Genomic DNA, 17,580 nt, shown 5'->3' with positions numbered 1-17,580 from the left:
GATTCATTAGTTTTTCTATGATAGTGATAAAGATAAAAATGTTGAGACTCTTGACTGACTAGAAATATAGGATAAGTCCATCATCCCCCTATCAATTATATCTGTCAATCTAGAAAGACCCACTACCAAAAATAGATTAGATTTTTGATACTTCTATTCTACCCCTCAAATCTTACCAGATTCTGAACAAATTCTTAACAATTCTAAAATCGACAAAAAACCGAGAACTTTCTACTTCCGGCTCAATAAACTAGCAGACTCCCAATGAGAAATAAAAAAGTGACAAATCAACTCAATCCCCCATACCTTTCAAGCTTGAAAATTTGTCACCGTCACTCCCAGCAAACGAATCCCTCTTTCTGCTTGCCCAACCTCTTCAAATAGCTGACGAATCTGATGTTCAATCACTTCCATCTGATCTGTCGCATCTTCCAAACTATGGCGTTTGGTCAAGGTTGAAAAATCTCCATAACGAATTTTAAGAACGATGGTTTTTCCCTTTTTACCATTTCTCACAAGACTAGCAACCACACGTTGACAAAGGCTGGCTAGCTCCTTTTGTGCATCTTTTTCTCGGTAAAGTAGCTTACGGTAAGTCTTTTCTTTACCGATGGACTTGCGAACACGATTGACCCTGACAGGAGCATTAGAAATCCCTCTAGCCCTCCGATAGAGGTCATATCCAAAACGACCAAAACGGTCAATCAACTCCATCTCAGGTAGTTTCAATAGATCAGCTCCTGTATAAACTTCCATAGCATGTAAGCGTTCAACCGTTTTCTTGCCGACTCCATGAAACTTTTCAACAGGTAAAGTAGCCAAAACACTAACCGCCTCTTCTGGCAAAATCAAGGTTAAGCCATGTGGCTTTTTCATATCAGAAGCGATCTTAGCCAAAAATTTATTATAAGATACCCCTGCCGAAGCAGTCAAATGCAGCTCGTTCCAAATATCGTACTGGATGAGCTTAGCAATCTTCACTGCCGAGCGAATGCCGAGCTTATTATCGGTCACATCTAGATAAGCCTCATCAATCGACATAGGCTCCACCAAGTCCGTATAGCGATAGAAAATATCTCGTACCTGCCCTCCAACCTCCTGATATTTTTCATAATTGCCTGAGATAAAAATAGCCTGAGGACAGCGCTCATAAGCCTCTTTGGAGGACATGGCCGAATGAATCCCAAAGGCACGCGCCTCATAATTGCAAGTTGACACCACTCCTCGACCACCAGATAACCTAGGATCTGCACCGATGACGACCGGCTTTCCTTTTAAATCAGGATGGTCTCTCACTTCAATCGCAGCAAAAAAAGCATCCATGTCCACATGAATAATCTTGCGAGATAAATCATTGATCAATGGAAAAATTAACATGACTACCTTTTCTCCCCCAGTGCTTCAACTGGTTCCATTATACTATATTCTATAGGAAGTTTCAGCATTTGAGATTCCTTTATCAACCAAGATTACAGACTAGCAATCCCTAAAATATTCCTTGCTCCATCTGTTTTCGCAGGCTGTACAAGAAATTTTCTGTGAAAATATCAACAAACATTTTCATGCCTTTTCATATTTGCTTGAAAGTTTTTTCATTTATTTTCAAGCATTTTTATCTTGTAGAAAGTGTTTTCAAATGGTATAATAATAGCATGTTGGTATTGATACCAAAATGTATAAAAGGAGAACCCTCATGTCAACAAACGTTAAAACAAAAAATGTTACTGAAGACATTTTCGCCCAAGCCTGGGAAGGCTTTAAAGGTACAGACTGGCAAGACAAAGCAAGCGTAACACGCTTTGTACAAGCTAACTACACTCCATACGATGGAGACGAAAGCTTCCTCACAGGCCCAACTGAGCGTTCACTTCATATCAAAAAAATCATCGAAGAAACAAAAGCAGGCTACGAAGACACTCGCTTCCCAATGGACGTAGATCGTGCAACTTCTATCGCTGACATCCCTGCTGGTTTCATTGACAAAGAAAACGAGCTCATCTTTGGTATCCAAAACGACGAACTCTTCAAACTAAACTTCATGCCACGTGGTGGTATCCGTATGGCTGAAACAACGCTTGTTGAAAACGGTTATACTCCAGACCCGCTACTCCATGAAATTTACACAAAACATGCAACAACTGTAAACGACGGTATCTTCCGCGCCTACACTGCTGATATTCGCCGAGCTCGCCACTCACACCACGTTTCTGGTCTTCCAGACGCTTACTCACGTGGTCGTATCATTGGTATGTACGCTCGCTTGGCTCTCTATGGTGCAGACTACTTGATGGAAGAAAAAGTAGCCGATTGGAATGGCATCACTGAGATTGACGAAGAGTCTATCCGCCTCCGTGAAGAAATCAACCTCCAATATCAGGCGCTCCAACAAGTTGTTCGCTTGGGTGACCTCTACGGCGTTGATGTTCGCAAGCCTGCGATGAACACCAAAGAAGCGATCCAATGGACAAACATCGCCTTTATGGCAGTATGTCGTGTGATCAACGGTGCAGCAACTTCACTCGGTCGTGTGCCAATCGTTCTTGACATCTACGCAGAACGTGACTTGGCTCGTGGTACATTTACAGAGTCAGAAATTCAAGAATTCGTTGACGACTTCGTATTAAAACTTCGTACAGTGAAATTCGCTCGTACAAAAGCCTTCGACGAAATCTACTCTGGTGATCCAACCTTCCTGACAACATCTATGGCTGGTATGGGTAACGATGGTCGTCACCGTGTGACTAAGATGGACTATCGCTTCCTCAACACCCTTGACAACATCGGCAACTCTCCAGAGCCAAACTTGACAGTTCTCTGGTCAGACCAACTTCCGTACGCATTCCGCCGCTACTGTATGGCCATGAGCCACAAACACTCTTCTATCCAGTATGAAGGTGTAACGACAATGGCAAAAGACGGCTACGGTGAAATGTCATGTATCTCTTGCTGTGTATCACCACTTGATCCAGAAAGTGAAGACCAACGCCACAACATCCAGTACTTCGGTGCGCGTGTAAACGTCCTTAAAGCCCTTCTTTCAAGCTGGAACAACGGTTATGACGATGTTCACAAAGACTACAAAGTATTTGACGGTGTTGAGCCAAACACTTCTGAAATCTTCGACTACGATCAAGTTATTGCCAACTTTGAAAAAGCTCTTGATTGGTTGACAGATACCTATGTCGATGCCATGAACATCATCCACTACATGACAGATAAGTACAACTACGAAGCTGTACAAATGGCCTTCTTACCAACGCACCTCCGTGCAAACATGGGCTTCGGTATCTGTGGTTTTGCCAATACTGTTGACTCATTGTCAGCAATCAAATACGCACAAGTAAAACCAATCCGTGACGAGGATGGCTTTATCTACGACTACGAAGTAACAGGTGACTTCCCACGTTACGGTGAAGATGATGACCGTGTAGATGACATCGCAAAATGGCTTATGGAAGCATTCTTCTCACGCTTGAACAAGCATAAACTCTACAAGAATGCTGAAGCAACTGTGTCTATCTTGACCATTACTTCAAACGTTGCCTACTCCAAACAAACTGCGAACTCACCAGTTCACCGCGGCGTATTCCTCAACGAAGATGGCTCTGTCAATACTTCTAAGGTAGAATTCTTCCCACCAGGTGCAAACCCAACTTCTAAATCACGTGGCGGTTGGTTGCAAAACTTGAATACCCTTTCTAAGCTCAACTTCAAGCACGCTAATGACGGTATCTCCTTGACAACTCAGGTTTCTCCAAAAGCACTTGGTAAGACCTTTGATGAGCAAGTCAACAACCTAGTAACCATTCTTGACGGTTACTTTGAACAAGGTGGCCAGCACGTTAACTTGAACGTTATGGACTTGAATGATGTGTATGACAAGATTATGGCTGGCGAGGATGTAATCGTACGTATCTCTGGATACTGCGTAAATACTAAATACCTCACTAAAGAACAAAAAACTGAATTGACACAACGTGTCTTCCACGAAGTTCTTTCAATGGATGACCACGCTGCCGAAGTGTCAGGTCAAGCTTAATATCACAAAAGAACTCGCAGTTTAAAACTGTGAGTTCTTTTTTATCCTCAGATTACATCAATCGCAAACGGACAGCACCATCATATCGGTAATGCCACCTACTTTCTCAACATCTATAAGTTGAAAAACCACTAGTATATGAGCTTATTTACTGAAAACCATCTGATTTTTCATACAACTTATGGTATAATTGAAGTGCAGAAAAGTTTCCCATCTATAGGGATGTGAGGAGATAGCTATTACAGCAATACAGCCTCATAAAGACGGTGGCTCTAACTTCTGAAAGGTAGGTGATGCCCATGGGCGATTCATCAAAATCTGACGGAAAGGAGGAGCTTTAAGTTGACAGGCTTTGAAGTAACGCAGCTTATCCTAGGTTTTGCCAGTTTTACTGTCGCCCTAGTCAGTCTGTGCTACAAAATTTTCAAAGACGACAACAAAAAATAACCGTCTAAGCTTTGGCAGGTTAACGGTTATTTTTTAATAACAACAAAACAGCCACCGTCTTAATCGGTTCTGCTAGAGCAGTTGTTTGCGCAACTGCTTTTTCTATCCCCATTATACTCCATGGGGGAAAAATAGTCAAATGATAAAAAATTTAAATGTAAAAACAAATATTTTTCATGAAAACATGCTATAATAAGTATCGCAGAAAAGTTTCCCATCTATAGGGATGTGAGGAGATAGCTGTTACAGCAATATAACCTCATAAAGACGGTGGCTCTAACTTCTGAAAGGTAGGTGATGCCCATGGGCGATTCATCAAAATCTGACGGAAAGGAGGAGCTTTAAGTTGACAGGCTTTGAAGTAACGCAGCTTATCCTAGGTTTTGCCAGTTTTACTGTCGCCCTAGTCAGTCTGTGCTACAAAATTTTCAAAGACGACAACAAAAAATAACCGTCTAAACTTTGGCGAGTTAACGGTTATTTTTTGAATAACTATTAGAAAGCCACCGCCTTAATCGGTTCTGCTAGAGCAGTTGTTTGCGCAACTGCTTTTTCTATCTCCATTATACTCCATGGGGGAAAAATAGTCAAATGATAAAAAATTTAAATGTAAAAACAATATTTTCATGAAAACATGCTATAATAAGTATCGCAGAAAAGTTTCCCATCTATAGGGATGTGAGGAGATAGCTGTTACAGCAATACAACCTCATAAAGACGGTGCTCTGATTTCTGAAAGGTAGGTGATGCCCATGGGCGATTCATCAAAATCTGACGGAAAGGAGGAGCTTTAAGTTGACAGGCTTTGAAGTAACACAGCTTATCCTAGGTTTTGCCAGTTTTACTGTCGCCCTAGTCAGTCTGTGCTACAAAATTTTCAAAGACGACAACAAAAAATAACCGTCTAAACTTTGGCCAGTTAACGGTTATTTTTTATAATCATCAAACAGCCACCGTCTTAAACGGTTCTGCTAGAGCAGTTGTTTACGCAACTGCTTTTTCTATCCCCATTATACTCCATGGGGGAAAAATAGTCAAATATGACATTAACCACTGAGTTGTTGAAAGGTGGGAGATGGGCTTGTGAGGCAAGCTTCTCTTATCAGTTGTACTTTTCTACTGTACATAGATGGATCGTCTGTATCAAACGCTCTTGTAGCCCCCAGCCATAAGGATGATAAATACGCTGAAATTGTGACAGACAGAGCGCAGGGGCTAATAGTTTACTCTATTTCTAACTCTTTGTCAAATGGCTTTTCTGGCTAGGACTACGCTTGAAATAGGGGTGACATACTAGGTAATAAATGCGTAATGATACCGATAACAATGCTTGTTTAAAGGTTTTGTGCAGGGTGTAAAGACATATACAACAATATAATCTACAGATTATCTACAGATAGTCTACACAAAAAAAACAGATATAACAGGATCAAACTCCTATAAAAGTTCGGTTTTTATGATACAATATGGATATATTACGAAAGAATAAAGGTACAACGTATGAACTCTAGAAGTATTATAAAGCTGTCATGTAGAGCAGCTCTGCTCACCTCCCTAATGGCAGGTTCTTTTTATGTCTCAACACCAACCGTGTTGGCGAATTCGAGAACAGAAATAAACAATGATGAACGAAATAAAATTATTCGTGATGATGAAGGAGTTAAAAAGTTACCTGGAGTGCTAACAGGTAAAGAGTTCGATAAAACTGAAGAGCAAAAACAAAAGATTAGAGATGTCATTTCTAAATTAAAACCAGAAACATTACGTGTCACCTATAAAGATAATGGTGCCGATTATTTTCTCACTTTTCTAGACAGTGATCCTGAGGCAGCGAAGAGATTTAGACAACTTGTTCTTGAGGACATAGGTGATAAGTTTGCTAAAGGTCAATTCGGCGAAATACCTAAAGACTACGAGCAACTTAAACAGAAACTGAAGGAACTTGAGAAACAAATAGAGGAATTTGATAAGTTAAAAGAGGGCTTCCTAAGAGAATTAGAAGAATCACAAAAAGAAAAAGGAGAGATTGAACGCAAAACTAAGCAACTTGAAGATGAGAAAAAACAAGCAGAACACCTAGTAGAGAATTTAAGAGAGGATTTAAAAACACTTAAAAAAGGAGATAAAGAGGAGATTGCAAAACGCTTGGAAGACTTACGTACGGAGTTAGAAGATTTGAAGAAAAAAGGTTCTACTCAGACTGACAAAGAAAAAGAGTTAGAGAAGCAACTTGAAGAATCTCAGCAAAAAGAACAAGAAATCCACCAAGAAAAAGATAAATTAGGAGCAGAAAAGCAAGAACTAGAGAAAAAATTGCAAGAGCTGCAGAAAAAACTTGACTCCACTACTGAAGAAAACCAAAAACTTCAAACACTGATTAAAGACAATGAAGAACACCTCAAGAAAATAGTCGATCAAGAGCGGGAAATTGAGCGCCTCAACCAAGATAAAGATAAACTTGCCAAAGAGAAAGATCGCCTTCAAGAACTCTTAAAAGAAAGCGACAAATCCGACCTTATCAAGAAAAACCTTGAATTGACAGAGGAAGTTGAACACTTGAAGAAAGAGAAAGCGAATCTGGATCAAGAGTTGGCCAAAGCTAAGCAAGAGCTAGAAAAATTGCGCCAAGGCAAACAAGAAGATCAGTCTGAGAAAGAGAAACAGCTAGAAGCTGAGGTACAACGTCTCACGAAGGAACTGACTGACAAAGAGAATAAACTCACTGAAAGAGCTCAACAACTCGCAGAGAGCCAAGAAAAAGCCAATAAACTCGAAGCGGATAAGGAAGCTCTCAGCAAGCAAATTGAAGATCTTAAGAAACAGTTGGCAGACTTGGAAGACAAGATTAAGACACTCGAAGCGGATAAGGAAGCCCTCAGCAAACAAGTTGAAGACCTTAAGAAACAACTGGCAGAGTCTGAAGGTAAAGTTAAGACACTTGAAGCAGATAAGGAAAAACTCAACAAACAAGTTGAAGACCTTAAGAAACAGTTGGCAGAGAGAAAACCTCAGACTCCAGATACTGACCCAAGTCGTCCTCAAGTGCCAGAGGTGAAACCTCAACGCCCTCAAGTGCCAGACACTGACCCACAATCGCCTAAAGTACCAGAGGTGAAACCTCAACGCCCTCAAGCGCCAGACACTGACCCAAGTCGTCCTCATGTACCGGACACTGATCCACAACGCTCACCAAAATCAAAAGAAGAAATGCCTCCACGTGAAGATAAGCCAATGGTAAAACCTGAAGGTACACCAAAACCAGGTGGTAAGAAAACTGAAATCCTTCCAGTACCAAGCCATAAGAGACATCCAGAGGCAACTGAAAAAGTGCAGGGAGAGACCAAACGTCCAGCACCAAGACAAATGGCTTCTAAAGCCCAAGCTAAGACCTTGCCAAATACAGGTGATGCACCATCTATGCTTGCATGGCTGGGAAGTGGCTTGCTAGGACTCCTAGGCGTAAGCCGCATGAACAGAAGAAACAAAAAATAAAGTTTCTGCATAGGGTGATGTACTATCACTTCTTGTATCATGAATAATCGCAAAAAGCACCCTTGGGTGCTTTTTGGCGTTGGATGATGGACATCTTTCATAATTTTGAGGCGTTAAAAATGGTTGGGCAACTTGGGTCAACAGCTTGAAAGACCAGTATTTTCTTCCCTTTTTATTCAAGCAGGCCATAACATCAATGCTTTAAGATGGCTGCTGATGAGTTGATATTCTTCTGACACGGCTTCTGCAAATGGTTGGATAGACCACAAATTACACCGTTCATCTAAAAAATCCCTCAACTATCGTGGTTGGGGGATTTGATATTCTTGTATAGGTATTTACTTTTGCAATAGCTGACACTGGGTGCTAGTCGAGTTGAGGACGGGTATAGTAGGGTGGCTTGGCAACATCTCACTACTACCATTCCCGTGCCTTGCACCTCTTTCTCCGACTGACACTACGAGTTACATTAAATGTAAATTCTTGTCTTACGTAAGGTAAGGCTATTGTCTGCTCTTTCTTAGAGGATTAGGTGACTATTCTTGAGCACCTTGCTCTGAGAATCGGATACAGAAAATCATGCAATGATTTTCCTGATACATCTCGTATTCGAACTGATGTCTTGTCAGGATGCGGTCAACAATATAAAGTCCTAAGCCTGTACCGCCATCTTGGCGATTGCGGCTAAAATCTGGTCGATAGAACAGTTGAAAAATTTGCTTCATTTGTTCTTCTGTAAGGACTTGAGCAATTTCATTGCGGATGGTCAACTGGTTGCCTGTAAGGGTTAGGTCAATTTTTCCTCCCTCAGGTGTATAGCGAAAGGCATTGTCTAGGAGATTTTTTAAGGCTTTTTCCAAGTAAATCTTATCTGCTGTGACGGATAATTCTTCTAGCGAAACAGCAAATTGATGTTGCTTGATAAGGGCTAATGTCTCGTAGGCGGGCAAAAATCCTTCCAACATTTCTTTTAGGGAGAAAGTAGCGCCATCTGATTGGAGGAGCATGGTTACCTTGGAAACTTCTAAAATAGACTGAACTAGTTTGGACTGTTCTTGCAAGATATCGTGGCATTTTCTTAAATATTTATCCCTGTCCTTAAAATCACCCACTCCATACATCATTCCTTCAACAATCCCCATCATACTGGCGATAGGGGTTTTGAGTTCGTGAGAGGTCATGCGAAAGAACTCCGACTTTTGCTTTTCTCGCTCAATCACTTGTTGTTTTTCAATCTCTAGATGCTCAATACTGGTGAGTAGATTGTTATACAGACTGTTAATATCTTTTGCCAAGTTGGAAACCTCGTCCCGGCCACGACTGTCACAGGCTAGACCAGGTTCTAAGGATTGCATGCGCCGAGTTTGTGTGGAAAGGATTTGAATTCGCTTGGTGGATAAACGACTGTAGATAAAGGCCGCAAGACCTGCAAGGACGAGGAAAATCAGGGTGACAAATGGATAGAGCGTCAAGAGGAACTGAGTGATATTGGTTAGAGAGGGAAAGATATATTGACCGCTCAGGATAAATAGCTCACCATCCTTCGCTGTAACTGTTTCTGTCCAAACACCGATTTCGTTCATATCTGCTTCTACTTTATCTTCAACCTCTGCCTTGTAAAGACTTAGGGCTTCTCTGCTAGGATAAACAGGATTTCCATTTCTACTAGATAGGGAGAAAAAAAGAGCGTCGTACTTTTTATCTAGCCTTTCTAGAGTGGCAATCATCTCCTCTTTCGATTGATTGTTCAACTCTTGGACAACTTGGTCGTATTGGATTTCAAGTACTTGCTTTTGGGTTTGATTGTAATAGATTGGTAAGGTGTAATAAGAGATTCCTAGTAGGAATAGAGCGGTCAAGACTAAGGTGATACTTAAGCCTATAAACTGTTTTCTAGCTATGTTCATGTTCATTTTCTTCTTCCTCGATCTTGTAACCTCTTCCAACTAGGGTTACTAGAGGAATTTGAGGCACTTTCTTGCGGATGTTTTTGATATGATTGTCTAGAATACGTCCTTCCAATTCGGTATAGCCCCAGATAGCATTCATAAGCTGGTCACGAGTTACTAATTTCCCCTTGTGTTTTGCTAGCATTTCCAAAACTTCGTACTCTGTTTTAGTGAGTGGAAGCGTTTCATTATCAACGTAGACTTCCGATGCTTCCAAATCAATGACAACGCCACTGATTTCGATAATGTTAGCGGTTTCACTTTGACGAAAAACATTTTCGATTCTCTTCATCAAAATAAGAGGGGAAAAGGGTTTAACGACATAATCACTAATGAGGTGGTTGAAGCTAACAAGCTGAGTATACTCATCATCCATAGCTGTTAGCATTATGACAGGCACTTGAGAAGTTTTACGGATCTTTTTCAGTATATCCAAGCCGCTAACATTTGGAACCATAATATCCAAGATGATTAGATCAAATTTTTCAGTCTCAAAATACTCCAAAGCTTTTTGTCCGTCAAGACAGGAAACAATTTCGTACTGATGCTCTTTTAGAAACTCAGCGAGAACTTGGTTGATAACGGCATCATCTTCAACTATTAAAATACGTGTCATAAATTTCTCCTTCTACTAAAAAGTTTACTCTATGTCAACAATTATACCCTAAAATGATAAACCTTACTAGTCGTCTGTTAAAAAAATCACTAAATGTTCGTAAAAAAATATATAACTGGTAAAGTTTATGGTCTATACGTCTGTTATTGCCTTTCTTACGGTTTTTGAGAGGCAGTAGGTATGGGGGTATTACTCCGTATCTTTTCCGCTCTTATGAAGAGTCTACAGCGTTTTTCTCATAGAGGAGGGCTGATTATTGGAATTGATAGGCGATATTCTTTAAGAAGGACAAGAAAGAGAGGACGAGTTGTCCTCTCTTGGTACTTGTCTTTATAGGATTATTATAATTGATGGGAGAGAGATCGTTGTGTATCTCATTTGATAAGTGGTGCTTTATTTTTTATTTTTTCTGATATAAGCTACTCCCATCAATCCAATCAAACCAGCGCCCAGCCATGGGAATACAGATGGTGCTTCGCCTGTATCTGGTAGGTGCTTGGTAGTAGACTTGGCTGGTTTGCTTGTTTGCATTGTCGTTGATTGTGAAACTTTGGATGAATCCACGTGCGGTCTTGCAGCCTGACTTGCTCCTACTTGTGGTACTGCCGCTTTGATTTTTTCTGATGTGCTTGGTGCTGATTCTGGTCGTAGTGGCAACACTTCGATAGGTTTTAGCTCACCTTGTGGCTTCGGCATTCCTTTTGGTTTCTCGTCCTTAGGCAATTCAATGTGCGGAATTCTGAGCTGTGGTCTATTGAGCTTAGGAGTATTTTTCGGTGCGTCAACCTCAGGTTTTATAGGAACTATCGGTACTGCTATCAGCTCGCCTTGGGTCTTTGGCTTATCAGGCTTCGGTTGCTCAGGTACTACTGGGGCTGTGTCCGGATTCATCGGCAGAACTGGTGCTGGCATAATCCTGCGCTCTGACTGTTCAGGTTTCAACTGATCAGCTTTCGGTGGGGTTACATTTGGCACCAATGGTAAGACCGGTGCTGGTTTCAGCTCATCTTTTTGTCTGTCAGGTTTCGGTTGTTCGGGAATTGCTGGCGATGTCTCTGGCACCAATGGTAAGACTTTGATTGATTCCAACTGGCGTTTTTGCTCACCTGTTGCTGGAGGGGTCGACTGCATTGGCAAGGCTGGTTTTGGTTTTATCTCATTGCTTGGTGCCTCGACCTTAGGTTTTTCTGAAGGTGTTGGCAGCTGAGGGGTTGGTTGTTTTGGTGCGGGAGTAATGATGGCTTCGCCATTTGTCAAGCCACCGTTCCCCCCGGCTGCCCCTGGGAAATGTGGATTTGGAATATTCCCCTTTGGCACCTCTCCCTTGAAACGGTAATAGTTTGATGTCCAACGTCCAAAACGATTAAGTCCTGCCAACAAGGGGATATTGTAAGGATTGACCTTGCTATTATCTGGAACCTTCATCATAAAGGTAAAGGTGGCTGCTCCACTTATAGCATAAGCGAGTCCGGTATCCATGACTATGAGCTTTTTAAATTTATCAGAAGAAAGTTCTGCTCTTTGTGGCGCCGCAGGAGAAACATGTAAGTCCCACTCCTTCCGAAAATGCTCTGAATTTTTTGAACTATCCGCTAGCCAGTAATATCCTGAGTGTCCGCCCGCTTTCTCGATGTCTGAAAATTTAAAGTCTTTAAACGCATTTGAAGTACTTTTAACCTCATCTAGAACCTCTACATCTTTAGGAAAGGCAAAGACAAATCTTGGACCATACCAATAAGCACCATCTTTAGGCATTGTTACTGCCCAAGTAACTATGGTTTCCTTCTTTTCTTTATCTCTTGCATAGCTGGTTGTATAGTAAACACTATCATCTACATATTTAGTATCTTCCCGATAGGCCATATTGACCGTCTTGGATTGCTTAGTAGTGGGGGTAGAGTTTTCACTGATTGTTAGGCTGTCAGCCACTACTGAGGTACTCACAGCTTCTGAGGTATTCTTAGCCTCGCTGAGAGGGAATTGCTGGCTGCTTGAGGTGGGTGCCGCAGCAGAACTGATTGTTGAAGAGGGTGTGGATGATGGGGTTGAAGATTGGGATGAAGTATCTTGAGAGATACTGTGAACAGTCGTTGTGTCACTTCCTGCAACTCCGAGACCAGAAGTTACTTGTGTCGCTCCGTCCGTCCCACTGGAAGGGGAAGTCTCTTGAGCCTGTACATTCTGCGCGGATGTTATCGCTAACAAAATCGTCCCAAGCATAACTGAGCCGACTCCTACCTGCAGCTTCCTGATACTGTAACATTGTTTTCTTGCACGTTTCATCATATAACTACCTCCTCATATCGTATTTTAGTGCAGTTCGCTACTGCCAAAGCCCAAGCAACTCGCTTAGCACTGGAGTCACCCTTGACTCCTCGGCATTATCATTATCTTATATAAACAACTCCTTTTGTAAAATGAGCCCCTAGAGTAGACTCGAATAGATTTAGGGCATAAGTGTATCCCTATGCCCTATAAAATCTATCATTTGTAATCGTATCTTTTCCGTGAAAAGTTAGGTAGATAGAATAGCTTACAATCCTAATCTAACTCGTTAGAGAGAAACTGTAGAAAAGTGGAAAGATACGATCACAGGTATAGGTTTTTTCTATACCCTATTTTTTTTAAAAAAACTATTTAGTTTTTCTCTTTTTTGTGAAAGCCAAGCCTAGCAATCCAAGCATTCCGCTTCCTACCAAGGTGAGGATAGATGCTGCTTCACCTGTATTTGGTAACTGCTTGCCACCAGATTTAGCTGGAGCGCTTGATTGAATAGCTCTTGGTTGTTGTTGAACCTTAGCTACTTCTTCCTTAGGTGATGGAAGCTGTGGTGCTTGAGACTGTGGTACTTGTACTTGTGGTACTTGTGGCACTTGTGCTTCTGGTACTTGTGCTTCTGGCGTTGCTTTCTTCGGCTTGCCTGGTACCACTTTCATTGATTTATCCATCTCAAGTTTTTCTGGTTCTGGTACCATTTCTGGTATAGATGGTACAGATGGTTTGTCACCTGGTTTTGGTGCCACATCTGGTTTCTTAGGTACATCTGGTTTCTTAGGTGTATCCGGTTGCTCAGGCATGTCTGGTTTCTTAGGCACATCTGGTTTCTTAGGAACTTCTGGTACCGGAGGTTGAGGCATGTCTGGTTTCTTAGGTACATCTGGTTTCTTAGGAACTTCTGGTACTGTATCAGTTTTCGGTCTCAGTGTTAGAGTAATGGTTCTTTCCTTGTCATTTTTCTGATCCATTTTCTCCACTGTATAAGTTTTACCTAACTCACCGATCAAGTTTTTAACTTTTTCGTCAACTTCACTATCTTTATTCTTACCATAGATTACGGAAGTGTGCTTGCTGCTGTGGTTACCAGTAGTTTCTAAAATGATGACAGTCTTGTAACTGTGGAAAACGAGCAAGGTCTTGTTCCCGTTGTCAAATCTATCATTATGTGGGTAACCCTCTTTTGTATATTTATCAACAACCTTTTTGATCCCAGCTTCTTTCTCTTCCTCACTCTTAAAACCTTCTTTAGGAACATTACCTCCAGGTTTTGCAGTTTCTTTGGTATAGTAGAGCAAGAATGGATCTTCTGCCTCAGGCTTTTGCTCGGTTCCTTTCTTAGGTGTCTGATCAGCAGGCTTTTGGACAGGGGCAGGTGTCTTCTGGTTTTTATCCTCTTGTTTAGGATTTTCTTTTGGCGCTACACGCGGCTGTGGTGTTGGTGTTTCAGGGAGTTTTTCCTTTGGCTCTTCTGTTTTCTCTGGGACGTTTACTCTTGACTCACCTTGTGTACCATTACCTGATTGGATTTGTACATTACCGTCACCGAGTCCTTGACCTAAACGTTGTCCCTCATGACCAGAACCGCTTGGACCAACTAGTGAGTTAATCTCTGTCCCACTACCTCCAAGTCCTAAACCAAGTTCTTGTTTTTGAGGTGGTTCTGGCTGTTCTGGTTTTTTCGGAAATTTATCGTTTTTGTCTTTATCTATAATCCTTGCACTACCATTACCACCTTGGATGCTTTCAGTAAGTCCAAAACCACTCCCATGCTCACCTGTAAGCCCCAATTCTGCTTTCGCAGTTCCTGCGGTCAAAAGGACAGTCGCTAGCAATACCGAGCCGACTCCCATCTGTGTCTTACGAAGACTGTAACGTTGTTTCTTTGTTGACTTATCCATTATGAATAATTCCTCTCTTATACTATCTTTGATATACTTTCATACATTTCTTGCTTGGAGTTCAGGATAGAGAAAATATGGTGATTAACCTGATGTTTCCTCTACCCCGCTCGTCAGAAATGGGTTATTTCTTTCTCTTTCTCATATAGACAACTCCTAGCATTCCCAACAAACCACTACCTAACCATGGGAGAATGGATAATCCATCACCTGTATTTGGCAGCTCTTTGACACCAGCTTTGGCTTTAGGACTTGATTGCGTTGCTTGTGGTTGCTCAGCTCGTGGCTGTTCAACCTTCGGTGCTTCTACTTTTGGTTGCGCTGATACAGATGGTACCGGGCTTGGTTTTATTGGTTCCACTGGCAGAGGTTTGATCTCATCTTGTCGTTTCGGTGTCACCTCTGGTTGTTGTCCTAACTTCGGCTTCTCAGCTTTTGGTTTGTCCATTTTTGGCGACTCCGGTGCAGATGAGTCCGGTTTCAGCGGTAATACCGGTGACGGCATTATTTCGCCTTTCGGTTGCTCCGGTTTCCTTGGTAGGGCAGGAGATTTATCCGGCGCCGGTGGTGTTGGGTCTGGTTTCATAGGTAACTCCGGTATAGGTATTATTTCATCCTGTGGTTTCGGTGTTACCTCTGGCTGTGGCACTTCCATCTGAGGTTGTTCATTCTGTGGGTTGTCCCTCTTCGGTGCCTCTGGCAGAGATGGGCTTGAGTCCGGATTCATTGGCGGAACCGGAGCTGGCTTCATTTCGCCTCGTGGCTTCTCTGCTGGTGGGAGTTCTACTCGTGGTTCCTCACCTTTCGGTCTATTTTCCTCAGGTCTTCCTTCCGGCTTCATCGGTGGAGTTGGCATTGGTATCATCTCGCCTTTCGGCTGAGATGGTGCCGGCGGTGTCACTCGTGGTTGTTCCGGAGGAGTAGGTGTCGGTTTCTTCGGTATCTCTGGCACCTTAGGTACAGATGGCTCTGGCCTTGGTCCTGGGAAAATCTTGGCTGTACCGTCACCTAGACCATTTATATCTTTATCTGGGAATTTCGGCTTTTGAACACCCTCTTTCGGAACTTCTCCTTTGAAGCGGTACCAATGTGACCAACTAAACTGGTTAATTCCTGCCAGTAAGGGCATGTTGAAAGGATTTACATCACTATTATCCGGAACTTTTATCTTAAAAGTAAATGTTCCTTCTCCTTTGATAACATTTATGATACCTGATGCGATTGTTATGTTGAGTAGTGTTTCAAACTTGTCAGAGGTCAGTTTATGATTCTCTGCTCCCGACCAGTATACATGCCGATACCATTCAGCATTATAGTCATTTAAGTCTTTGCTTCTTTCAGATTTCCAGTAACTCTGGTCTTCGCCATTACCGCCACGTTCTTATTGATTGTCACCGCCCACTTGACGATGGTTGCCTTATTCTCTGCATCCCTATCATAGGACAGTTCATAATCAACACTGCCTTCCACCTCTTTGACATCTTCCCGATAAGCCATGCTGACCGTAGTTGATTGCTTACTGCTAGGTAGAGAATTTTGCTTACCGGCTTGACTATTCGTCAGTGACGTACTTCTAGCTTCGCTGAGCAGGGAAGTAGAAGAAGCAGATGACTGGTGACCCAGCCCCAACCCTGAAGAAGGTGTTCTTTCTGATGTGGATGCTGAGGTATCCAGTGCTCCTGCTGGCAGAGTGGAAGTTCCTGCCGAAAGTGACTGATTGTCTTTTGATGAGGCACTAGAATTAGCCTCTGCATCTCCTCCTTTCCCGCTAGAATCAGAGGGGTGCCCTGATCCATTTTGTTCACTCAAGGAGGAGGTTGTTGGCATCCCTTGTTCTTGAGCTTGAACGCTTTGCATCGGTGTTCCCGCAAGTAGAATTGTCCCGATAATGACCGAGCCAGCTCCTACATGTAGCTTCCGAATACTATAACGCCGGTGCTTTTTGTATTTCATTACTTGAATCGAGTACCTCCTATCCAATCACGATCACAAAAAGGCGATAGTGATAGCAAATTTTACAACTCTAGTATACACCAATTAAGAAAGCGCATTCTATCGTCTTTCTATTCTTTGTCTATTTTTTATCTATTCATAAAAATATTGGCTTTTTGCCTGATGACAGTGGGTATATTTTCGGAGTCAACCACCGTCATCTTCCCTCTTCCTATGGTCACATTGACCCATCAAAAAAGCCCTCAACTATCGCTGTAGTTGGAGGGTATTAACATACTTTTTAGACAAACAGATCTGATAAACTTTGACGATCACTATTTGACTATTTCCCTTATCTGAAGTATAATGGAGATAGAAAAAAGCAGTTGCGCTAACAACTGCCCTAGCAGAGCCGTTAAGACGGCGGCTGGTTTTGATTAGAAAATAACCGTCAACCTGCCAAAGTTAGGACGGTTATTTTTTTGTTGTTGTCTTTGATATAATACATCACAGTAAAATTGATTTCTCCCTTGGCATAGGTTTAACTCTATGACATACCATTAAATGTAGAAGGTTGAAAGACCTCTGCACCTCCTATGCCAATCAAGGACGGAGGTGAGGGAATGCAAGAGAAAAAGCGGAGAGGCTACGCTACGCTTGAACAGCAGAAGAAAGCGGACAGACGCTACTATCATGCCAGCGAAGAGAATAGACAACGAAAGCTATACATATCAGGTCGCAGTCAAGCCAAGAGTTTCATTAAAAAAAGAGCTACGCTTGAAGATTTAGATATGTTAAGTGATCTAATTTTGGAGGAGAGAAAAAAATTTTAGAAAAACTAGCAAAGTCTACGACGCTTACTTCAAATCCTATCAGCTTTTTAGTTTTTGATTGTCAGATTCTTATAGCAATGCTGTACCCCAACTATCG

Annotated in this window: 13 protein-coding genes; 6 read left to right on the top strand and 7 right to left on the bottom strand. The window is 42.0% G+C overall.

The features are described from left to right. Positions 1 to 309: 309 nt before the first annotated feature. Positions 310 to 1,377 carry a DNA polymerase IV gene (dinB, locus tag BZG42_RS01160; RefSeq protein WP_155995530.1) on the bottom strand — a complete coding sequence of 356 codons (1,068 nt, stop codon included), beginning with the start codon at positions 1,375 to 1,377 and terminating at the stop codon, positions 310 to 312. Positions 1,378 to 1,693: 316 nt separating this feature from the next. Between dinB and pflB the strand changes: the two genes are divergently transcribed. The 5 genes from pflB (at position 1,694) to BZG42_RS01135 (ending at position 7,978) form a co-directional block, all read left to right on the top strand. Continuing rightward, the gene (pflB, locus tag BZG42_RS01155) at positions 1,694 to 4,039 is read left to right on the top strand and encodes a formate C-acetyltransferase (protein WP_024531581.1); all 2,346 of its coding nucleotides are present in this window, start codon (positions 1,694 to 1,696) and stop codon (positions 4,037 to 4,039) included. Between the two features lie 342 nt (positions 4,040 to 4,381). Next, positions 4,382 to 4,486 carry a putative holin-like toxin gene (locus tag BZG42_RS01150; RefSeq protein ID WP_156010763.1) on the top strand — a complete coding sequence of 35 codons (105 nt, stop codon included), beginning with the start codon at positions 4,382 to 4,384 and terminating at the stop codon, positions 4,484 to 4,486. 346 nt (positions 4,487 to 4,832) lie between these two features. Then, a complete protein-coding gene (locus BZG42_RS01145) occupies positions 4,833 to 4,937 on the top strand; it encodes a putative holin-like toxin (RefSeq protein ID WP_156010763.1) in 105 nt (34 codons plus the stop codon). A 344-nt stretch (positions 4,938 to 5,281) separates the two neighbouring features. Beyond that, positions 5,282 to 5,386, top strand: coding sequence for a putative holin-like toxin (locus BZG42_RS01140; protein WP_156010763.1), 105 nt, complete (start codon positions 5,282 to 5,284; stop codon positions 5,384 to 5,386). A gap of 600 nt (positions 5,387 to 5,986) precedes the next feature. Then, on the top strand, positions 5,987 to 7,978 hold the full coding sequence (locus BZG42_RS01135; RefSeq protein WP_155995532.1) for an LPXTG cell wall anchor domain-containing protein: 1,992 nt from the start codon (positions 5,987 to 5,989) through the stop codon (positions 7,976 to 7,978). Positions 7,979 to 8,514: 536 nt separating this feature from the next. On the opposite strand, the gene BZG42_RS01130 is transcribed toward BZG42_RS01135, so the two are convergent. From BZG42_RS01130 to BZG42_RS01105, 6 genes are all read right to left on the bottom strand, one after another. Next, positions 8,515 to 9,891, bottom strand: a complete 1,377-nt coding sequence (locus tag BZG42_RS01130; protein ID WP_120171251.1) for a sensor histidine kinase — start codon at positions 9,889 to 9,891, stop codon at positions 8,515 to 8,517. Continuing rightward, positions 9,872 to 10,543, bottom strand: a complete 672-nt coding sequence (locus tag BZG42_RS01125) for a response regulator transcription factor (RefSeq protein ID WP_120171250.1) — start codon at positions 10,541 to 10,543, stop codon at positions 9,872 to 9,874. Before BZG42_RS01125 ends, BZG42_RS01130 begins: the two co-directional genes overlap by 20 nt. Before the next feature lie 393 nt (positions 10,544 to 10,936). Further along, positions 10,937 to 12,829 (bottom strand): YSIRK-type signal peptide-containing protein, encoded by a 1,893-nt coding sequence (locus BZG42_RS01120; protein WP_155995584.1) that lies wholly within the window; start codon positions 12,827 to 12,829, stop codon positions 10,937 to 10,939. 347 nt (positions 12,830 to 13,176) lie between these two features. Beyond that, a complete protein-coding gene (locus BZG42_RS01115; RefSeq protein WP_155995534.1) occupies positions 13,177 to 14,718 on the bottom strand; it encodes an LPXTG cell wall anchor domain-containing protein in 1,542 nt (513 codons plus the stop codon). Positions 14,719 to 14,842: 124 nt separating this feature from the next. Next, on the bottom strand, positions 14,843 to 15,847 hold the full coding sequence (locus tag BZG42_RS01110) for an LPXTG cell wall anchor domain-containing protein (protein ID WP_155995536.1): 1,005 nt from the start codon (positions 15,845 to 15,847) through the stop codon (positions 14,843 to 14,845). Between the two features lie 191 nt (positions 15,848 to 16,038). Further along, entirely contained in the window at positions 16,039 to 16,671 is a 633-nt protein-coding gene (locus tag BZG42_RS01105) for a YSIRK-type signal peptide-containing protein (RefSeq protein WP_155995543.1), read from the bottom strand. A gap of 602 nt (positions 16,672 to 17,273) precedes the next feature. On the opposite strand from BZG42_RS01105, the gene BZG42_RS01100 reads away from it, so the two are divergent. Then, positions 17,274 to 17,483 (top strand): hypothetical protein, encoded by a 210-nt coding sequence (locus BZG42_RS01100; RefSeq protein ID WP_155962845.1) that lies wholly within the window; start codon positions 17,274 to 17,276, stop codon positions 17,481 to 17,483. Positions 17,484 to 17,580: the final 97 nt, after the last annotated feature.

The sequence above is a fragment of the Streptococcus sp. DAT741 genome (genome assembly GCF_009866825.1).
Lineage (GTDB): Bacteria > Bacillota > Bacilli > Lactobacillales > Streptococcaceae > Streptococcus > Streptococcus ruminantium.
Note: the sequence above shows the minus strand (reverse complement) of the source record. Positions and strands in the feature narration are given on the sequence as shown.